Annotated in this window: 15 protein-coding genes and 2 pseudogenes; 12 read left to right on the top strand and 5 right to left on the bottom strand. The window is 40.8% G+C overall.

Going from position 1 to position 20,935, the window contains the following annotated elements:
* The 8 genes and pseudogenes from BT1A1_RS12520 to BT1A1_RS12485 all read left to right on the top strand — a co-directional run bounded on the left by BT1A1_RS12520 (position 1) and on the right by BT1A1_RS12485 (position 7,625).
* A complete protein-coding gene (locus tag BT1A1_RS12520) occupies positions 1-1,188 on the top strand; it encodes a thiolase family protein (protein WP_034771822.1) in 1,188 nt (395 codons plus the stop codon).
* A 144-nt stretch (positions 1,189-1,332) separates the two neighbouring features.
* Positions 1,333-2,508: an acyl-CoA dehydrogenase family protein gene (locus tag BT1A1_RS12515; RefSeq protein WP_034771820.1), complete on the top strand. Its 1,176-nt coding sequence runs from the start codon at positions 1,333-1,335 to the stop codon at positions 2,506-2,508.
* Between the two features lie 60 nt (positions 2,509-2,568).
* Complete coding sequence (gene fabG / locus BT1A1_RS12510) at positions 2,569-3,333, top strand: 3-oxoacyl-ACP reductase FabG (RefSeq protein WP_034771814.1); 765 nt, start codon at positions 2,569-2,571, stop codon at positions 3,331-3,333.
* A gap of 12 nt (positions 3,334-3,345) precedes the next feature.
* A complete protein-coding gene (locus tag BT1A1_RS12505; RefSeq protein ID WP_034771812.1) occupies positions 3,346-3,795 on the top strand; it encodes a MaoC family dehydratase N-terminal domain-containing protein in 450 nt (149 codons plus the stop codon).
* Positions 3,796-3,800: 5 nt separating this feature from the next.
* Positions 3,801-4,199, top strand: coding sequence for a MaoC/PaaZ C-terminal domain-containing protein (locus tag BT1A1_RS12500; protein ID WP_034771838.1), 399 nt, complete (start codon positions 3,801-3,803; stop codon positions 4,197-4,199).
* A gap of 133 nt (positions 4,200-4,332) precedes the next feature.
* Positions 4,333-5,547, top strand: a complete 1,215-nt coding sequence (locus BT1A1_RS12495) for an acyl-CoA dehydrogenase (RefSeq protein ID WP_034771810.1) — start codon at positions 4,333-4,335, stop codon at positions 5,545-5,547.
* Positions 5,538-6,026 (top strand): annotated as a pseudogene (locus BT1A1_RS12490) (branched-chain amino acid ABC transporter permease); the annotation flags it as partial. The gene BT1A1_RS12495 and the pseudogene BT1A1_RS12490, both read left to right, overlap by 10 nt.
* Before the next feature lie 74 nt (positions 6,027-6,100).
* Positions 6,101-7,625, top strand: a pseudogene (locus BT1A1_RS12485) (FAD-dependent oxidoreductase).
* A 307-nt stretch (positions 7,626-7,932) separates the two neighbouring features.
* Here BT1A1_RS12485 and BT1A1_RS12480 read toward each other — a convergent pair.
* The gene (locus BT1A1_RS12480; protein ID WP_034771808.1) at positions 7,933-10,071 is read right to left on the bottom strand and encodes a cell division protein FtsA; all 2,139 of its coding nucleotides are present in this window, start codon (positions 10,069-10,071) and stop codon (positions 7,933-7,935) included.
* 418 nt (positions 10,072-10,489) lie between these two features.
* Between BT1A1_RS12480 and ccpA the strand changes: the two genes are divergently transcribed.
* The 3 genes from ccpA to motS all read left to right on the top strand — a co-directional run bounded on the left by ccpA (position 10,490) and on the right by motS (position 13,178).
* Positions 10,490-11,491: a catabolite control protein A gene (gene ccpA / locus BT1A1_RS12475; protein WP_034771806.1), complete on the top strand. Its 1,002-nt coding sequence runs from the start codon at positions 10,490-10,492 to the stop codon at positions 11,489-11,491.
* A 122-nt stretch (positions 11,492-11,613) separates the two neighbouring features.
* A complete protein-coding gene (gene motP, locus BT1A1_RS12470) occupies positions 11,614-12,417 on the top strand; it encodes a flagellar motor protein MotP (RefSeq protein ID WP_034771805.1) in 804 nt (267 codons plus the stop codon).
* Positions 12,418-12,419: 2 nt separating this feature from the next.
* Positions 12,420-13,178, top strand: a complete 759-nt coding sequence (gene motS / locus BT1A1_RS12465; RefSeq protein WP_034771803.1) for a flagellar motor protein MotS — start codon at positions 12,420-12,422, stop codon at positions 13,176-13,178.
* 243 nt (positions 13,179-13,421) lie between these two features.
* Here the strand turns inward: motS and BT1A1_RS12460 are convergent, their stop codons facing one another.
* From BT1A1_RS12460 to BT1A1_RS12450, 3 genes are all read right to left on the bottom strand, one after another.
* Entirely contained in the window at positions 13,422-14,585 is a 1,164-nt protein-coding gene (locus tag BT1A1_RS12460) for an acetoin utilization protein AcuC (RefSeq protein WP_034771801.1), read from the bottom strand.
* The gene (locus BT1A1_RS12455; RefSeq protein WP_034771799.1) at positions 14,575-15,228 is read right to left on the bottom strand and encodes a CBS and ACT domain-containing protein; all 654 of its coding nucleotides are present in this window, start codon (positions 15,226-15,228) and stop codon (positions 14,575-14,577) included. Before BT1A1_RS12455 ends, BT1A1_RS12460 begins: the two co-directional genes overlap by 11 nt.
* A gap of 179 nt (positions 15,229-15,407) precedes the next feature.
* A complete protein-coding gene (locus BT1A1_RS12450) occupies positions 15,408-16,040 on the bottom strand; it encodes a GNAT family N-acetyltransferase (RefSeq protein ID WP_034771797.1) in 633 nt (210 codons plus the stop codon).
* Between the two features lie 197 nt (positions 16,041-16,237).
* Here BT1A1_RS12450 and acsA point away from each other — a divergent pair, with 197 nt between their 5' ends.
* Positions 16,238-17,953 carry an acetate--CoA ligase gene (gene acsA, locus BT1A1_RS12445; protein WP_034771795.1) on the top strand — a complete coding sequence of 572 codons (1,716 nt, stop codon included), beginning with the start codon at positions 16,238-16,240 and terminating at the stop codon, positions 17,951-17,953.
* A 70-nt stretch (positions 17,954-18,023) separates the two neighbouring features.
* On the opposite strand, the gene BT1A1_RS12440 is transcribed toward acsA, so the two are convergent.
* Positions 18,024-20,840, bottom strand: a complete 2,817-nt coding sequence (locus tag BT1A1_RS12440) for a transglycosylase domain-containing protein (protein ID WP_051989129.1) — start codon at positions 20,838-20,840, stop codon at positions 18,024-18,026.
* Between the last annotated feature and the right edge of the window lie 95 nt (positions 20,841-20,935).

Raw genomic sequence — 20,935 nt, 5'->3', positions numbered from 1 at the left:
ATGGGGAACGAAGAAGTTGTTATTGTAAGCGCTGTCAGGACGCCGATTGGTACTTTTGGTGGCTCTCTCAAAAATATCAGCTCCGGACATCTGGCCGCACTCGTCATTGAGGAAGCAATCAATCGAGCAAGTATCCAACCGGATCAAATAGATGAAGTCATTATGGGAGAAGTCCGTCAAACAACCGAATCATCAAATGTTGCCAGGGTAGCAGCACTTAGGGCTGGGCTTCCCGAGACGACTCCTGCATTTACAGTTAATCGTCTTTGTGCTTCGGGAATGCAGGCTGTTGCATCCGGCGTCCAAGAAATTCTTCGCGGGGATGCGGAAATTGTCGTTGCCGGTGGAACAGAAAGTATGAGCCGTTCGCCGATTTATCTCCGTGGCGCCCGATTTGGCGATGAAACACCTTATTTAGTAGATTCCAATACAGAAGCGGGCCAGCAACCAACAGAGATTTATGGTGCTAACCTTGGCATGGGGATGACCGCTGAAAATGTGGCGGAAACATACAAGATTTCCAGAGAAGACCAAGATATTTTTGCCCTTGAGAGCCAGAAGCGGGCAAAAGCGGCAATTATGAAAGGGCGCTTCCAAGAAGAAATAATTCCTGTACAAGTGAACCGGAAAAAAGAGTCCTTTCAGTTCACTCAAGATGAACATCCAAGATTCACGACAACCTTGGATAAGTTGGCAACATTAAAACCGGCTTTTAAACCAAACGGGACTGTGACAGCGGGAAACGCATGCGGTAGGAATGACGGTGCAGCGGCGCTTGTCATGATGAAGCGGCAAAAAGCTCAAGAATTAGGGTTAAAACCGTTAGCCAAAATTGTCGATTGGGCTGTTTCCGGTGTGTCTCCTGAAATTATGGGAATTGGACCGGTTCCCGCAGTGAAAAGGTTGTTAGCTAAACAAAACAAATCCATTCAAGATATTGATCTTTTTGAACTGAATGAAGCTTTTGCCTCACAAGCATTGGCATGTATTCGTGAACTATCCCTTGATTATGAAAAGGTAAATGTAAACGGTGGTGCGATTGCCTTGGGACATCCGGTCGGGGCAACCGGTGCTAGAATCCTAACGACCCTTCTCTATGAGATGATAAAACGGCAACAACAATTTGGTATCGCTACATTGTGTGTTGGCGGGGGGCAAGGCATGGCGATGATGATTGAGTTGCTTTAGAGTCCATAAATAATCGGCACTGAAAAGCTTATCGGCAGACTTTATTAAAGAATTGCCAAAAACAAGTTTTAAAGAGCAGCCTGTAAAAGTATAGAGCGATCGTTTTTACAGACGCCATAAATTTTAATAAAGGAGAGATTTTTTATGCATTTACGTCTTACGGAAGAACAAAAAATGGTTCAAGAAACGATTCGTAAATTTGTCGAAAAAGAACTAATCCCATTGGAAAATGATGTGCTAAGAAATGAGCGGGAAGGAAGACCAAGCTTGCCGCAAGAAAAAGTAAAAGAACTTCAACTTAAAGCGAAAAATGCAGGATTTTGGGGAATTAATACACCTAGTGAATATGGCGGGGCTGACCTCGGCCAAATGATGCAGGCAATCGTTACCATGGAGATTTCAAAAACGTTTGTTCCATTCAGTTTCGGCGGTTCAGCTGATAATATTCTTTACTATTGTAACGAGGAACAAAAAAAGAAATATTTAATCCCGACAATTAACGGAGAGAAAAAATCTTGTTTTGCCATGACAGAACCGGGTGCCGGCAGTGACACAAGAAATATAAAAATGACTGCGGTAAAAGACGGGGACGAATGGGTTTTAAACGGGGAAAAAACATTTATTACCGGTGGGAACGAAGCCGATTTTGTTATGGTCATTGCCATTACCGATAAAGAAAGGCATGCAAAAACAGGAAGAGAAGGGGTTACCTGTTTTATCGTCGACCGTGATATGGGCTGGCGCTCGGAATATATTCACACAATGGGCGAATGGGGACCGGCCAGTTTAATTTTTGAAAATGTCCGCGTACCGGAAGAAAATATTTTGGGAGAATTGCATGGTGGCTATAAACTTGGTTTGGAATGGATCGGTTTTGCCAGATGGATTGTCGGTGCCCGGGCAGTCGGTGCGGCAGAACGATTATTACAAATGGCAATTGATTATGCAAAAGAACGGGTCACTTTCGGAAAGCCGATTGCCGAACGTCAAGCCATTCAATGGATGATTGCCGATTCCGCCGTGGAAATTGAAGCGGCCAGATGGTTGGTGTTAAACGCTGCTTTTACCCTTGATCAAGGAGAAGATAACCGCCATTTAGCTTCAATGGCAAAATTATACGGGTCAAATATGGGAAATCGGGTAGTTGACCGAGTTTTACAAATTCATGGCGGTATGGGCTATACGAAGGAGTTGCCGATTGAACGTTGGTACCGGGAAGCAAGATTATGGCGCATTTACGACGGTACGGATGAAATCCAGCGTATGATTATTTCTCGGAATCTATTAAAAGGTCATGTTCATATCGGGGATTTTATTTGAGACAATGATTAGTCGGTAAAAAGAGCTGGAAACAATAAAATTCAATTGGAGGTCGAAAATATGAGTAAACGTTTTGAAGGAAGAGTGGTATTTGTTACAGGAGGCAGCCGCGGCATCGGAAAAGGAATAGCAAAACTTTTCTTGGAGGAAGGTGCTAAAGTAGCCATTATTGATATAAATCAGGAAGCATTGAATGAAACAGCCAGTGAATTTGCTCAATCGGGATTCGATATTTATACAAAGGCAGCTAATGTCGTCAACGCCAATGAAGTAGAAACTGCCATGCAAGAAGTTGTCGAAAAGTACGGGTCGCTCGATATTCTTGTTAACAATGCCGGAATTATCCGTGACAATTTACTATTTAAAATGACGGACGACGATTGGCAACAAGTGATGGATGTTCATTTGAAAGGGTCATTCAATGCGGCACGGGCGGCACAAAAATATATGGTAGAAAGAAAGTATGGGAGAATCATAAATATATCATCCACATCTGCTCTCGGTAACCGAGGTCAAGCCAACTATGCCACGGCAAAAGCAGGTTTACAAGGGTTTACAAAAACATTGGCCATTGAGCTGGGAAAATATGGGATTACAACTAATGCAGTTGCGCCGGGATTTATTCAAACAGAAATGACAAAAGCTACTGCCGAACGAATCGGGGTACCGTTTGATGAGTTTGTGAAAGCAGCAGCCGCAGAAATTCCGGTCCAAAGAGGCGGGAAACCGGAAGATATTGCCAATGCTGTCGCGTTTTTTGCCGATGAAAAATCATCTTTCGTAAACGGTCAAGTCCTGTATGTTGCCGGCGGACCAAAAGCATAAGGGGGAAAAAGTATGTCAAAAGAATGGATTGGCAAGACATCAAACAAAGTGAAAAATACCGTTGATCGATTACTCGTGAAACGGTTTGCTGAATCAATCGGTGATTTGCATCCAATTTTTGTCGATGAAACATACGGGGAAAAGTCAAAGTATGGCGTGAATATCGCGCCGCCCACATTCCCAAGGGTATTCGACTATGGCGTATTGGAAGGAGTCGATCTTCCAATGAAAGGGTTAATTCATGGCGAAGAAACGTATCAATATGAACGTCCGCTCCTTGTCGGTGAAGAGGTATATTGTTATACGATTATTCAGGACTATTATGAAAGGAAGGGAAAAAGTGGCGACATGGGTTTTGTGGTCATCAAACGAGTGGGCGAGGATGCAAAAGGTAATATCATTTTTACTGAAATCCAAAATGTTATTATTACAGAAGCCGTACGAAAGGGGATAAATGTGTGAAAACAATGACAGAATTTAAACCCGGAGAAACCTTGAAAGTGACATTAGCCCCGGTATCAAGACTGGATTTAATTAAATATGCCGGAGCTTCCGGTGACTTCAACCCGATTCATACGATTGATGAGGAAGCAAAAAAAGCAGGGTTACCGGGTATCATTGCACATGGTATGTGGACGATGGGAAACTTAGGCAAACTATTCACACCTTTTTTAGAAAAAGGTTTTATCAAGGAATATAAAGTTCGCTTTGCAGGAATGGTTTTTCTTGATGATGTATTGACATTAAAAGCGGAGTTAGCAGAAACGAGCGGAAATGATCTGTTTTTCAATGTTAAAGCTGTTAAAGAAAAAGGCCAAGAGGTTGTCAAGGGAAGCGTTCATTTTAGGCTATATGATGCAGTATGATTTCTGTTGAAACGATCGGCAAATAGGCAAGCTTAAAAATTGTCGTTTGATTTTCGTATGAAGAGCCGGATAAAAGGTTCCAACGTCCGGCTTTCTTCCAAATACGATTGAAATGAAAGCGGAGGTGAGTCGGGTGGATTTTATGTATTCCGAGAGAGTGCAAGAATTTCAGAAAAGATTAACAGAATTTATGGATGAATTTATTTATCCAAATGAAAAAGTTTATGAAGAGCAATTAAATGAATATGACCGTTTTGCGACTGTTCCACCGATAATGGAGGAATTGAAGCAAAAAGCGAAAGAACGAGAATTATGGAATTTATTTTTACCGGATAGTAAGTATGGTGCCGGATTATCAAATCTTGAATATGCCCCGCTCTGTGAAATTATGGGAAGGTCGCCAATTGCACCGGAAGTATTCAATTGCTCGGCACCGGATACCGGTAATATGGAAGTGCTTGTCCGATACGGAACAGAAGCACAGCAGGAACAATGGCTAAAACCACTTTTAAACGGGGAAATCCGTTCTTGTTTTTCCATGACCGAACCGGATGTTGCTTCATCCGATGCGACAAATATCCAAGCAAGTATTGTTCGCAATGGGGACCATTATGTTATTAACGGAACGAAATGGTGGTCATCCGGTGCAGGTGACCCAAGGTGCAAAATCGCCATCGTTATGGGGAAAAGTGACCCAACTGCGCCGAAACATAAACAGCAGTCGATGATTCTCGTCCCGCTGGATACACCCGGAGTTACCGTCAAGCGAGTGTTAACTGTTTTTGGCTATGACCACGCCCCACATGGTCATGCGGAAATTGAATTTAAAAACGTTCGCGTTCCCGCAACGAATATATTATTAGGTGAAGGAAGAGGATTCGAAATTGCTCAAGGGCGGCTTGGACCGGGGAGAATTCATCATTGTATGCGGACGATCGGTGCCGCGGAAAGAGCGTTGGAACTCATGGTCAAACGTATCAGGGAACGGGAAACATTTGGAAAAAAATTGGCGGACCAAGGGGTAATACAAGAATGGATTGCCAACGCAAGAATGGAAATTGAGCAAGCAAGATTGTTGACTTTAAAAGCAGCATACATGATGGATACGGTTGGCAATAAAGCAGCTAAAGCAGAAATTGCCATGATTAAAGTAGTTGCCCCAAATATGGCATTAAAAGTGATCGACCGAGCCATTCAAGCTTTCGGAGCAGCCGGTGTCAGCCAGGATACACCACTTGCTGCAATGTATGCCAATATCCGGACACTCAGACTTGCTGACGGACCGGATGAAGTCCATCGCCGTACCATTGCCAGAGAAGAGTTGAAAAAATACAGTTTAATGTCATAAATGTATTTGGACTCACAGTAACTTTCCAACGGCTAATCATTGTTATCACAGCGGTAACGGTGATGATCTTATTAACCATCTTTTTAAGAAAAACATTTATCGGTGCAAGTATTATTGCAATGGCTCAAAATCGCGAGGGGGCATCACTAGTGGGCATTAATACCAATCGGGTAACTATGTTGACATTTTTCATTGCCGGCGCTCTTGCAGCCATTGGCTCATCATTGACAGCACCGATTAACCTTGTTTTTCCTTCAATGGGTCACCTCGTTATTTTAAAAGCATTCGTCATTATCATTATTGGCGGGATGGGAAGTGTTCCCGGGGCGATTCTCGGCGGGTATATTCTCGGATTTACCGAGAGTATCGGTGCAACTTATATATCAAATGATTATAAAGATTTAATAGCGTTTATCTTACTTGTTATTATTTTGACCGTAAAACCTCAAGGAATTTTTTCAAGGGGGGAGCAAAGTTGAGCATGCTGATGAATATCCTCTCCTTTGAATGGGAAAAATAATGGAAGATACCTTTCAAAGGAGAGAATACTTAAATGAGCAAACAACTTCCGCAAAATCCGACCTCTTATTGGCAGGATAGTGTGCAGTTTCCTGCGTTCCCTTCCATAAACGAAGATATAGAAGTCGATGTAGCAATTATCGGTGGCGGTATTACCGGAGTTACTTCGGCGTATTTATTAACCCAAGAAGGTTTAAAAGTCGCTCTTGTCGAAGCGGACCGGTTAATGACCGGCACAACCGGAAACACGACAGCAAAACTAACTGTGCAACACGGTTTGTTTTATGATGAACTAATCAGCCATTTTGGTGAAGAAAAGGCTAGGCTTTATTATCAGGCGAATAAAGAAGCGATGGAGTTTGCCAAAAGTTTAATTGAAAAGCATCAGATTGAATGTGATTTAAAGATAGAGGATGCCTATGTTTTTACCGAAAATGACGAAACGGCCAGTCAATTGAAAAAAGAAATGAAAGCCTATGAAAAATTAGGGATTCCCGGAAAATTAGTTGAAGAAACCGCGTTGCCGTTCAAGGTAAAGCAAGCCTTAATCATGCCGGAACAAGCCCAATTTCATCCGTTAAAATATTTGCGTGTACTTGTTGAAGTGTTAAAACAAGCCGGTTGTCTCATTTACGAGCAAACCGTTGCTTCGAAAGTAGAGATGGGTGAAGCTCCAAAAGTATTGTTAAAAGATGGTCATACGATCACTTGTAAATATGTGTTAAGTTGCTCGCATTTTCCATTCCATGATGAAGGTTTTTATTTTGCCAGAATGTATGCGGAACGTTCCTATGTTGTCGGAGCATTAGTAGAAGATGACTTTCCGGGCGGTATGTATATCAATGCCGAAAAACCGACGAGATCAATCCGCTACACACCATACCAAAATGAGAAACTCATCATTATCAGCGGTGATCATCATAAAACCGGACAAGGAGAATCAACAGATAAACATTATCAAAACTTACAAACCTACGCGGAAAACACGTAAAGTGAAGGAATTTGTCTATCGCTGGAGTGCTCAGGATTACTCGACCCTCGATAAAGTCCCGTTCATCGGTTATCTGACGGATTCGAATCGGAACATATTAGTGGCGACCGGATTTCGTAAATGGGGAATGACTCATAGCCATGTCGCAGCACTCCTTTTTCGCGACTTGATTTTAGATAAGGAAAATCCGTATGAGACCTTGTACGTGCCGTCAAGATTTGTCACCGATCCTTCTGTAAAACGAGTCATTCAAACAAATGTCGATGTTGCTAAACATTTAGTAAAGGGGAAGTTGAAAAAGCCGACGAAAAAAGTGGATGATTTAAAAAATGAGGAAGGTGCCATCGTTCAAGTTGACGGGAAACGCTGCGGTGCCTATAAAGATAAGAATGGAAAGCTGTTTTTGGTCGATTCCACCTGTACACATATGGGTTGCGAAGTCAAGTGGAACAGCGGTGAAAAAACTTGGGACTGCCCTTGCCACGGATCCCGCTTTGCCATCAATGGAGATGTTGTGGAAGGACCGGCAGAACGACCGTTAAAACAAGTTCAAGAAGGGGATTTATAAAGGCATCAGTGGAAATAAGTACCCCACCTAAACGGCCAGTAGACCTCATCGAAAAGACTTTCGAGTTGACAAAAATGGTGGGTGGGGCGATCAACTACCCGCAAAGGTCCGATTGGTTCAACTAACCATCAGTGGGAAGAATCCCCCTGATGGAAGTTTCACTTTATCCCGCACAAACGGTCACTAAATCTTCCTCCTAAGTCTTAAGTGGAATCAAAGATGTAAAGGAGGAAGATAAGTGCCCGTAAGTGCCCGATTGGTTCAACTAACCATCAGTGGGAAGAACCCCACTGATGGAAGTTTCACTTTATTCATTACTATGTTTTGCCAACCATTTAATTTCCAATTGATCTCCCGGTTCCAGTTCCTCGATAAAAGTCGCTTGTTCGCCGTTTTTTAAAATAAGGTAGTCACCATTTGGGTTCGACGGCAGTTCGAAATCGGCAAAACGAAATACGTCTTGAAAAATAAATGGTTTATAAGTAATATGCTCGACAATCAAAGAATCTTTGTTATAAATGCGGCTCGTTTTTTCCAGTTCTATCCCGTCCCGTTTAATGACGGTTATTTTTTTCTTTAACAGGACATCTTTCCCGTTAAATGTAATCGGTAAAGATGTCTCCAATTGCCAATTTAGTAGAAATGCAAGTTCTTCCACAGTCGGGGGAGCAGCTTGAATAAACTCAATTACGTCCTTGTCAGCAAACGGGGTATTCAACGGGACCTCTTTTCCATTTTTCAACACTTTATCCGATTTTTGAGGAATTGTCGTCTCTTGGTCATTAATTTTCAAAATAAATGGTTCGGGTACTAAATGTAATTGACTTAATAAATTTTGGACTGTGTTTAACTCACGCCATTCAATTATATCCCGATCTTTAATGATATAATCTTCTGTAACGGTCTGACCGTTCACCTTTGCAGTTGGTAAAATTTCATAGTGATCCCCATTAAAGGTAATGTTTTTTCTGAAATCATTCAATAAATCTTTTAAAGCTAGTTCGACACTTTTTCCGTCATTGCCTTTCTCCGCCGATATGATATCGCCATCATTAACATAGTCGTCAAGAGAACAAGCCTGCCCGTTTTTTAATAATAGTGGCGGTGAACCGAATGAACCGCTGATGGTCATTGCCTTGCCATTTACAGTGATGATTTTGGCGAGACCCGGTTTTCCGTACAATTGACTTAATTTTACACCGGCTTGGATAAGACAATCGCCTACCGTTAATTTTTTTACTTCGAACATGCGAACAGGGATTTCGTTAACATAAACCGTTTTAAATTGAAGCGGGTTTTGCTTAGCATAAACAGCAATGCCAATCGGTGTAATCATTTCCGGACCGGTAACTTCGACGCCTTCTAGTGGTAAATTTTGGATGGCATCAATGCCGCGAATGGCCACTCGGTTTTTCGGTAAATTTAATTTTTCAGCAACTCTTTCATCAAGACCGGGCGTTAAACTTCCGCCTCCAATTAACATGACTGCCTTGGGTGACTTGAGACCGTTGAGCCGGAAAATTTCTTCCGTTATTTTTGTCGCTAAATGATCAATGGCGGGGGAAATAGATTGTATGATTTCCGCTCGTTCCATCGTTTGTTCGAAACCTAAAATATCTTTGATGGTGACCGTAGCTTGATCGGTTAATTGAATTTTCACTTCTTCGGCCATCGGGAAATCTAATAAAAATTGATCACTGATTGCTTCGGTAATTTCATCTCCGGCAACCGGAACCATCCCATAATTGACAATGGTACTTTGATCTGTAATGGCAATATCAGATGTACCTGCTCCGATATCAACAAGGGCAACATTTAACCGGCGCATCGAAGGCGGAATGAGAACGTGGATGGCTGCAATGGGCTCAAGTGTCAGCGCCTCAATATCGAGATTGCATCGTTTCAATGCCGTAGCTAAGGAATCGATGACAATTCTCGGCAAAAACGTCGCAATAATATCAACAGATGCCTCATTTCCAATTTGGTCGATTAAACTCCCGATCTTCTGACCATCTAAATAATAATATAAAACAGAATAGCCAACACAAAAATACTCGGCATTCACATCGTCAAATTTATTTTTTATTTGCTGTTCCGCTTTTTGGATCGCCATCAGCTCAAGGTGGATAACATCGTCTTTTTCCAACTTTCGTCCTTTAATGGAAACGGTTGCCGACGCTTCTTCCGTTTTCAGCGATCGACCTGCTGCAGCGACACAAGCTTTCGTTAGCGGACCGAATTCTTCTTCTAATTCTTTTTTTACTTCACCAATTATATGGGCAACAGCCGTAACATCGTGAATTTGACCGTCGAGCATTGCCCTTTGTTTGTGTTCTTTCATGACCACTTTTTTTACAACAAAAGCTTGTTCTGCTTTTTCTAATATGATCCCGACTATAGATCTTGTTCCGATATCTAAAGCAAAAATTTGATTATTTTCCCTCATCAAAACACCTCTTAACCTAGGAAGGGATATTATAAAGTCTTTTACCAAATAGCCTTACACACCAACTGTTCCTGCTACTTGCAATTTACCATAATTTTAGGATAATATAAAGTGACTTATCATTCACTAAAAAATATCTATTTTTCGTTAAAAATTCCTTTTTTACTAAAAAAATATACGTTTAAGCTAAATATGTGCTATAATGAACATTATCCCTTTTGTCTATTTTAACAGAAGGGATTTTTAATGATATAAATGCCAGACCAAAATAAATTATTTATGAACCCGAAAAGTTAAGAATTCTAAAACTAAATAGGGTAAAATAAGTAAAAGGGATACTTAGCCTTTTTGAAATCGGCATAAAAAAGATGATACGAAACAATGGATAAATTCATTTAGGAAAAAGGAGTTGTCGAAAGTGAATAATATTACAATTTATGATGTGGCAAGGGAAGCAAATGTGTCTATGGCTACGGTATCACGGGTAGTTAATGGCAATCCGAACGTGAAACCCGCCACAAGAAAAAAAGTTATGGAAGTTATTGATCGTTTAGGGTATCGCCCTAATGCTGTGGCAAGAGGTCTTGCAAGTAAGCGAACAACAACGGTCGGTGTGATAATCCCCGATATTTCGAGTACAAACTTTTCAGAAATGGCTCGTGGGATTGAAGATATTGCCATGATGTACAACTATAATATTATTTTAAGTAATTCAGACCAAAATAAAGAAAAAGAATTTCATTTACTTAATACGATGCTCGCAAAACAAGTGGACGGGATTATTTTCATGAGTGGCAATGTAACCAAGGAACATGTGGAAAAATTTGAAAAATCATCGGTACCGATTGTGTTAGCCGGATCTATTGAAGAAACAGGGAAACTCCCGTCTGTAAATATCGATTATGAACAGGCGGCATATGATGCAACGACCTATTTTATTAACAAAGGGCATAAAAAAATCGGTTATGTGTTTGGTCCGTTACAAGAACCGATTAATGGTGTGAAAAAGATGGCCGGTTTTAAACGGGCATTGACTGAAGCGGGAATTGAATACGATGAAAATTATGTATTTGACGGCGATTATACGTATGATTCGGGTATCGAAGCCGCGGAAAAATTATTGGAACTGGACGAAAAACCAACAGCCATTTGTGTTGGTACCGATGAAATGGCCATTGGTGTCGTTCACGGCCTACAAGATAGAGGTTATAAAATTCCGGAAGATATTGAAATTATTTCTGCCAATAATACTCGGTTGGCTGTAATGGTTCGCCCGCAATTAACAACTATTGTTCAACCTTTATATGATATTGGTGCTGTTTCCATGCGGTTATTAACGAAATATATGAATAAAGAAGAAGTAACCGATCATGTAGTCGTTCTTCCGCATCGAATTGAAGTTCGCAACTCAACAAAATAAGAATTGTACCGATATAAAAGGAAGAAAGAAAAGGAAAGCGGTCCGGATAAGCTTATCCAAAAAAGCTTTCCTGTTACGGTATTACATACAGAAAAAAAATCCTTTTATAGCGGGAGATGGATATGAAACGTTTTGATATTTTAACGCCCTTTGGCATAATTTTGGGGATTTTGGTGTTTGCGTTTGGTGTAATATCCTCAAAAGGTGTCAATGGTTTTCTAAAGTTTATTGATATACCTTCTATCATTATCGTTTTTGGTGGATTAACAGCGGCATTATGTATCAGTTTTCCGTTGAAAGAATTAAAATTAATGTTTGTCGTAATTAGACAAGCCTTCTCGCATCAAGATTTCCAACTCGGCAAATTAATTGATTTATTTGCTCATTTATCAGATCGTGCCAGGAGAGATGGATTACTTTCTTTGGAAGTAGAAATTGAAAAAGTGGATGATCCTTTTATTAAAAAAGGAATACTTCTGGCTATCGACGGAATTGATCCGGATATCATTATCGATATCATGACTGCAGAAATTTCCGCCATGGAAGAACGGCATCGAAAAGGAAGAAGCATTCTGGAAAAAGCCGGTGAGTATGCACCTTCTTGGGGGATGATCGGGACATTGATCGGACTCATCCTTATGCTGAACGATTTAAACGACCCGGATAGTATCGGACCGAGTATGGCTGTTGCGATTATAACAACTCTATACGGTTCCCTGTTAGCAAATTTATTTTTCTTGCCTCTCGCGGCAAAATTAGCCGATAAAACAGAGCAAGAAGTATTTGTTAAGCAAGTCATTGTAGAAGGGATTATTGGTGTCCAGTCAGGTCAAAATCCGAAATTGCTTACTGAAAAATTATCGGCATTTATTTCCCAATCGGACTTGAAACTCACCTCAGAAGAATATCCCGGTGAGGAGGGATAAGAATGAGACGTAAAAAGTCGAAACCCTCCGGAAAAGGTGCTCCCTTATGGTTGGTAACCTATTCTGATTTAGTTACTTTAATCCTTGTTTTCTTCATTTTGCTATTTGCCATGTCCCAAGTGGATATTCAAAAGTTTGAAGCGTTGTCAAAGTCATTAAAAGAACGACAAATATTTGATTTTTATCCTTCTGCCATTCCCCTTGAACCTTCTTCGGATCAAACGATTGAGGGAGAGGAAGAAGATGGCGGAAAGGATAAAGAACAGGAACTGCCAAAAAAAGGGGACCGTCTTGATCAATTGTTAGCGGAAATAAACGGCTACATTCAAGAAACCGGATTAAAGGATGTTGTTGTTGCAACGAGAACGGAACGGGGGATTGTCCTTGTCCTTCCTGAACAAATCATCTTTGAATCAGGGGCGGCAGAAATCTTGGACAATGCTGTTCCTTTTTTGGAGCGTGTATCATCGCTGTTAATAAAAATTCCTAACGTGGTGAAAGTGGAAGGACATACAGATAATCGACCAATTCATAATGCAAAGTACCCGTCCAATTGGGAATTGTCATCAGCCAGAGCCAGCAGTGTTATTCGCTATTTTATTGATATCCACCATATGGCGCCGGAGAGATTTATTGCAACCGGATATAGTGACACAAGGCCGGTGGCTCCGAATGACGGTCCTGAAAACTGGGAAAAAAACCGCCGTGTCGAGATTGTTATTATGGATCCTGCCTATGATGATAAAGAAGACGGAAACTAATACTAGAAATGAACAAGATCAGCAATATTAAAGGCCCGAATGGTGGGGAGCATGCCATTTTTTTGAAAAACTCATCATTATCGGGCCTTTTTTCCCGCACAAACGGTCACTAATCTTCCTCCGATGCCAGGAAGGGAAATCAAGGATGTTAAGGAGGAAGATAAGTGTCCGTAAGAGCCCGATTGGTTCAACTAACCATCAGTGGGGATGAAGAACGCCCCCTGATGGAAGTTTCACTTTATCCTACAGCTTACTGTTTTGAATAATTTTTAAAGCCATCGCAACCACTTGTGCATTTTTTTCTTCAATCTCTTTTTTTCTTGGAATGACCGGAACCATATTCACCGGGTCCATCCATTCTGTCGGTAAAGGAACAGGTGATTGAGCGGTCCATTTTTCCAACCAATCTTCCGGCAATTTCCCAGTTGCTTTATCCCGTTGATTTGTCATCTCTAACCAAATAAACGACCAAGCTCTGGGAACAACTCGCCAAATATCATAGCCGCCCCCGCCAACAGCGATCCATTTCCCATCACAGTATTTGTGAGCGATTTCATGGGCTAACTTCGGGATTTCTTGGTAAATTTTGATGGAAGCTGACAAATGCGTTAATGGATCATAGTAATGCGCATCAGCTCCGTTTTGCGACACAATAATATCCGGTTGAAAATATTCTACAACCTTTTCAACGGATGTCTTATAAGCATGCAGCCAAGATTCATCTTCAGTAAAAGCATCCAAGGGGATATTGAATGTAAATCCATAACCTTGACCGGTCCCGCGTTCATGTACTTGCCCCGTACCAGGGAAAAGATATCGCCCTGTTTCATGAATGGATAATGTACAGACGTCAGGGTCATCATAAAATGCCCACTGAACCCCATCCCCATGATGTGCATCTGTATCAATATAAAGAACTCTTACATTATATTTTTGCCGTAAATAAGCAATGGCAATTGAACAGTCATTGTATATACAAAAACCGGAAGCTCGCCCGCGAAATCCGTGATGCAATCCACCGCCGAGATGCAAGGCATGATCACTTTTCCCTTCCATAATCGAATCGACCGCCGTAATCGTACCACCGACAATGAGACTGCTTGCTTCATGCATATTTGGAAAAATCGGTGTATCCTCCGTACCTAAACCGAAATTGTTTGCCCTGTCCATCGGTAATTCTTGTCTTCCGGCTCTTTTTACCGCTTCGATAAAATCTTCATCATGAATTAATTGTAATTCATCATCACTCGCTTTTCGGGGCGGTACGATTTGTTCATCTGAAAGCGCTTGTATTGATTTCAACAAATCAACCGTTAACTCCAGTCTTTTTTGATTGAACGGATGATGTTGATTAAATTTATAGGACAATAACTCCGGCGAATACACAAAAGTAGCATTATTTTTCATAGGTCATCCCCGGAAAATTTGGCCATAAAACCTCATATTTTTCTGCTTTTAACTTTTCAATGATTGGAAGCGGATTAATTGTATTCAGCCGGAAAACAATAATTTTTTTATCCTGTTCCTTTTTATCCGGGTAAAGGTGGACACTTTCAATATTTACGCGAAAGCTGTTAAAAATCTCTAATACTTTTGATAAATTGCCCGGTTTATTGGACATACGGATTTCAACGAATGAGCCAGGTTGATCGGCTCCGGTTAACTTTACAAAGGTAAAAAGCACATCGGTTTCTGTTATAATGCCGATTAATTTCCCGTTTTGAACAACAGGCAGGCAACCAATTTGATATTTATAAAAGTATGCAGCTACTTCCTCAAGAAAATCAAGCGGATGTACGGTGATGACATCTTTCGTCATAATGAGACGAATCGGTTTATCGAAAATTCCCGAATCATTCCCTTTGGAAAAGATTGACGGAACTGCTGAACGAATATCTCTGTCGGAAACGATCCCAATGCAACGATTTTGTTCATCAACAATTGGAATATGCCGTATTTGATTATTTTCGATCAAATAGATGGCGGATTGAATCGAATCGTTTTCTTTTAATGTAAATACATTTGTTTTCATCACTTCTTCAACAAGCAAAAGAATTCCCCCTTATACGTAACGTTCCACTAGGATGTAAAAAATTTGTCTTGATTATAATCAAAGCATACATTCCTTCCCTTTAACCGATCCTCGATTTCCCGTTTTTCCTCTCTTGCCTTGTTTCTCGTACAATCCATGTAAAAATTTTTCGCCTTCATCTGACTTCAGCCTTCGCTTTAGTACATAAACCGATTCCTGAAACGAAGACGATCAAATTTTTCAATCGAGGCTTGGTCGACCCGTTTTCCGATTCTCACCATCAAGCAGTTTGCCGGATGGGAACAAATTTCTGGATCATCGGTGGCAAACCAAACAAGACCGCCGGCATTCATCATCTTTTCCATGATTTTCCGATATTCCCACACATTCAGACCTGTCCCCTTCAAATCCCAATGCCAATAGTATTCAGTGGTAATAATGATATAATCTTCCATCGAATCATCCATCATGGCAACAATTAATAATTGTTTTCCTACAGCCATCCCTCGATATGGTGCAGCAACCTCAATCGCACCTAATTCTAGTAAATTATCCATTTTTTCCTCTGACCATCTTTCCAATGGATCAGGATAAAGGAAGGTGGCATAACCAATTACCGTATCTCCGTCTCTCGCAATAATAATTCTGCCTTCCGGGAGGGCGGCGATTGAAACAAGCGCTTTTTTTTGTTCGTTAGCCGGTCGAAACGCCACTAAACCTTCATGAAAATGGTATTTGGAAAGCGTTTCTGAAGGTACAGGGCCTTCAATAATTAAAGTCCCTTTTTTCGTTTCCCACTCTTTGTTATAGTAGGTTTTCTTATGTTCCAAAATATCACCTCATACGAATTTAATTCTATTATACTTGAAAGTGGTTTCAAAAAGCGAGCGAATTTTCTCACTTTACTATCCCTATTATTATAATATTTGAAAACTAGCTTAATAGAAACTTGCATTTTTAACAAAATTATGAAATAAATATATTATATGGGATATTTTGTTGCATATTTGAGCAAGGGGGAATATTAATGAAATTGGAAACGTTATCAGCAGTAAAAGGGGAACACAATTTAAAAAATTATGAGGAAGCGTACCAAACCTTTAAATGGGAGGAAGCTGAACAATATTTTTCTTGGCATTCGACCGGGAAAGTAAATATTGCTTTTGAGACGATTGACCGTCATGCAGAGAGTTTTCGCAAAAACAAAGTGGCGCTTATTTACCGGGATGCGAGTCGATTAGAAAAATATACGTTTAAAGAAATGAAGGATTTTTCGAATAAAGCCGGAAATGTATTTAAAGATTACGGTGTTACAAAAGGGGATCGTGTATTTGTCTTCATGCCGCGCTCGCCGGAACTTTATTTTGCCTTCCTCGGAGCTATCAAATTAGGTGCAATCGTTGGGCCGTTATTCGAGGCATTCATGGAAGGAGCAGTAAGAGACCGACTGCTGGACAGTGGTGCAAAATATTTAGTGACAACACCGGAATTATTACCACGTGTACCGGTAGATGAATTGCCGGACTTGGAAACCATTTTTATCGTTGGTGAAAATGTTGAGGAAAACGGTAAATATGTTGATTTTAATAAAAAATTGGCTGAGGCTAGTAAAAATTTGGAAATTGAATGGGTAGACCGTGAAGATGGTTACATACTTCATTATACATCCGGTTCAACAGGAAAACCAAAAGGGGTTTTGCATGTCCATAATGCCATGATTCAACAATATATGACTGCCTATTGGGTACTTGATTTGAAAGAGGACGATATTTATTGGTGCACTGCTGATCCCGGCTGGGTAACGGGAACTTCTTACGGTATATTTGGTCCTTGGCTAAACGGGGCAACGAATGTAGTTGTTGGGGGAAGGTTTAGTCCGGAAGCCTGGTATAAGACGATTGAAGATTTCGGCGTAACTGTCTGGTATAGTGCGCCAACCTCTTTCAGGATGTTAATGGGTGCCGGCGATGAGGTCGTAAATAAGTTTGATTTAACTTCTTTACGTCATATTTTAAGTGTTGGAGAGCCGCTTAATCCGGAAGTTATTCGTTGGGGGTCAAAAGTATTCGGACATCGCATTCATGATACATGGTGGATGACAGAAACGGGGGCCCATTTAATATGTAACTACCCTTGCATGGATATTCGTCCGGGCTCGATGGGGAAACCGGTACCGGGAGTGGTTGCTGCCATTGTTGATGATCAAGGCAATGAATTACCACCGAATCAGATGGGGAACTTGGCCATTAAAATAGGTTGGCCGTCCATGATGCGGAAAATTTGGAATAATCCTGAAAAATATGAGTCTTACTTCTTCCCGAATGGCTGGTATGTTTCCGGAGATTCAGCTTATATGGACGAAGACGGTTATTTCTGGTTCCAAGGCCGGGTTGACGATGTGATTAATACCTCGGGTGAGCGGGTCGGACCGTTTGAAGTTGAAAGTAAACTGGTTGAGCATCCTGCTGTACGGGAAGCCGGTGTCATCGGTATTCCGGACCCTGTTCGCGGTGAAATTATTAAAGCGTTTATTTCATTGAGAGAAGGATACACACAATCGGATGAATTAAAAGAAGATATCCGTCAATTTGTCAAAACCGGTCTTGCTGCTCATGCTGCACCGAGACAAATTGAGTTTGTTGATAAATTGCCGAAAACCCGAAGCGGAAAAATTATGAGAAGAGTACTGAAAGCTTGGGAATTGAACTTGCCAACAGGTGATCTCTCGACAATGGAAGATTAATTATTGAGGTAATCAAAATTTGGAAATGAAAAAACCCCGAGAATGCTAAGTTCTTGGGGTTTTTCCGTTTTTACTGCACTGGGGAACCGCCCTGTGCAGTTTCATCAATATAATTGTCATCCGCAGAATCCTGTGTCGGTGTTGGACTGGTATTTTCAACTGTCACCACATTTGATAATGGAGACTCATTACCGGCAATATCAACAGCTACTACAGCGTATTGACCGTTGCCCGGCAAATGATAGGCAAGCGATGAGCCGGCAATAATACTTGCGATTTTTTCGCCGCGTCCGCCATTTGTCACTCGATAAATTCGATAACCGACAATATCATTTTCGGGATGTCTGTTCCAACTTATCGTTGTATTAGATAATGATACCCCTAATGGATCAGGGATTTTCCCGTTTTCATTCATTCTTGCTGTCGAAACGAAAATGTTGGACCAATTTCCGGTACTCGGAATCAGCTGATTGACATTTTTAAGATTTGGAGCTACTTGTTTGACAAAATCCGGATTTAACATCAGTCCGGACTGGGTAAATTCGCTCGGTGTTGAATCAAGTGCTACATATTTTTGACCACCAATGGTAACAAATCTCCCGTCAATTAAACTATCATCAACTTTTGTTGGTACATAATCAGCGATAAAATAATCCGATAATGTCAGACCTGCTTTCGAACACGCATTGGATGGAAGCAGACCGGATACACCGCAATAAGCTCTTTTAACGATTCCGCCAGGCATATTAAAGCGGTCTTTAACACCAATTACGTCCGGAGCCACATCATAGGCAGCGTTCATCAATTTTGCCCAAAGTGATAAATGTTTATTTCGGAACGCTTCCGGTATCGTCTTCGGTTGATCAAATCCGAACCAAATACCAGCAGTGAAATTAGGATTTAGCCCGACAAACCAAACATCTTCCGTGTCATTGGTCGTCCCCGTTTTCCCGGCAAGATCAGCAGAAAATTTAAGTTGCCTCGGCAATGCTCTGGCTGTACCACTTCGAACGACATCCCGCATCATATCAATTGTTAAATATGCGGCCTGTGGGGAAAATACTTCAACCGGTTCACTTTTATGTTCATAAACGACATTCCCGTCATTATCAACAATTTTTTCAATCATGTATGCATCAATAAATTTCCCGTCATTGGCAAATGCGGTATAGGCATTCGTATTTTCTTCCACGGTTACGCCATTTGTAATACCGCCGAGGGCAATGGCTAAATTGGTATGATCTGCTTTGGTTATCCGACTAATTCCTAGTTTTTCCAAGTATTGGACCGGATCATGCGAGATGATTTTTTGCATTAAATAAACAGCAGACACGTTATAGGAATGGGTTAATGCTGTTCTTGCCGAAGTTAGCCCATAATATCGCGGTGAAAAGTTGGTCGGCCATGGTTTTCCGGAATCACCTCTCAGACCGAGATCAACATCCGCTAAAACCGTTCCCGGAGCGGCAAGCCCCATATTGATAGCAGGACCGTATACGACCAATGGTTTCATGGTTGATCCGTTCGGACGAAATGCTTGTGTTGCGTGATTTAGATTTTCCCGTTGATAATCAAGGCCGCCGACAAAGCTGATAATTTTTCCGGTTTTATTTTCGATTAGCATGGCGCCTACTTCAAGCGGCTCCTTCACTTGAATGGTTTCATTTGTTTCAGGATCCTTTTTTTGTACCGTTTGGTATGGGACGGTCTCTTTATATTGATTCGTTATTTCCTGCCATTTGTCATAAATATCTTTATTAATGGTTGTATAGATTTTATATCCGTTTTGACGAAGATCCCTTTCGGCAAGTGTATAATAACGGTTATATAAAATTTTACTATTATCGATATCTTCTTTTTTGTAACCGTCTTTTTTATAATAATTTCCCATTAACACTTCAATAGCTCTTCTTTCACTTTCCATAATCAAATATGGATATTGCTCGATAATTGAATCTTGTGGAGGGATAAAATCTTTCACAATGTCATAGGAAGCCGCTTCATCATATTGTTCTTTCGTGATGTACCCCATTTCGAGCAAGCGACTTAGCACAACTTTTTGGCGTTTTAAGCCCGGCTCCAGTCCTTCTGCGCTTTTGAGTTCTCCTTTATTTGTAAAAGGAGTGTAGCCGTATGGACTTTGTGGGAGACCGGCGATAAAAGCTGCTTGCGCCAGATTTAAGTCCTTTGCCGGGACACCAAAGATTCCTTTCGCTGCCGCCTGTATTCCGGCAATATTTTGTCCGGAAGAATTTCGCCCAAATGATGATACGTTTAAATATGCTTCCAAAATTTCATCCTTATTGAAAAACTTCTCAACTCTTAAAGCAAGCAAGATTTCCTTCGCTTTTCTTTCAAACGAAACTTCATTCGTTAATATTTGGTTTTTCACCAGTTGCTGTGTTAATGTACTGCCGCCGGTTTGAACGGCTGAATTGGTGACTTCTTGATACAATGCCCGTAGCACAGCTTTAGGAACAACACCGTTATGGGTCTTAAAATTTTGATCTTCCGTTGCAATGACAGCTTTTTTGACAAAATCAGATACGTCATCGATCTTCACTTCTTCCCGGACAATATCCGACCGAAGATGCCCGAGAAAGACATCATTGGCAAAATATAATTCAGACGGTTCTTCATAATTATAGATATCTTTTTTTAATTCTTCATAAGACCGAGGATATTCATCTTTGACAAGGGAAGCGAAATATCCGGCACCAACCCCCAATCCTAATGAAACAGCGAGAATAAAACATATAATACCAATTAAAATCAGATTCCATACAACAGAATAGGTAATTCGAAAAATTTTTGCTGTTTTTGGATTGAATAACTTTTCTTTAATCGGTTTTAGTTGTTTGATCAATGTATTGAAATATTCCTTCATAGCACCCCTCCTGGAATCAAATCCATTATAGCATACCAATTTTCCGCTTACCTTTCTTTTTAACGAATTTTTCACATTTTGATTAAATGGCAACC

It is taken from the genome of Caldibacillus thermoamylovorans, from assembly GCF_000751775.1.
Lineage (GTDB): Bacteria > Bacillota > Bacilli > Bacillales > Caldibacillaceae > Caldifermentibacillus > Caldifermentibacillus hisashii.
The sequence above is the reverse complement of the archived record's forward strand: the minus strand, read 5'-3'. Positions and strand labels throughout refer to the sequence as shown.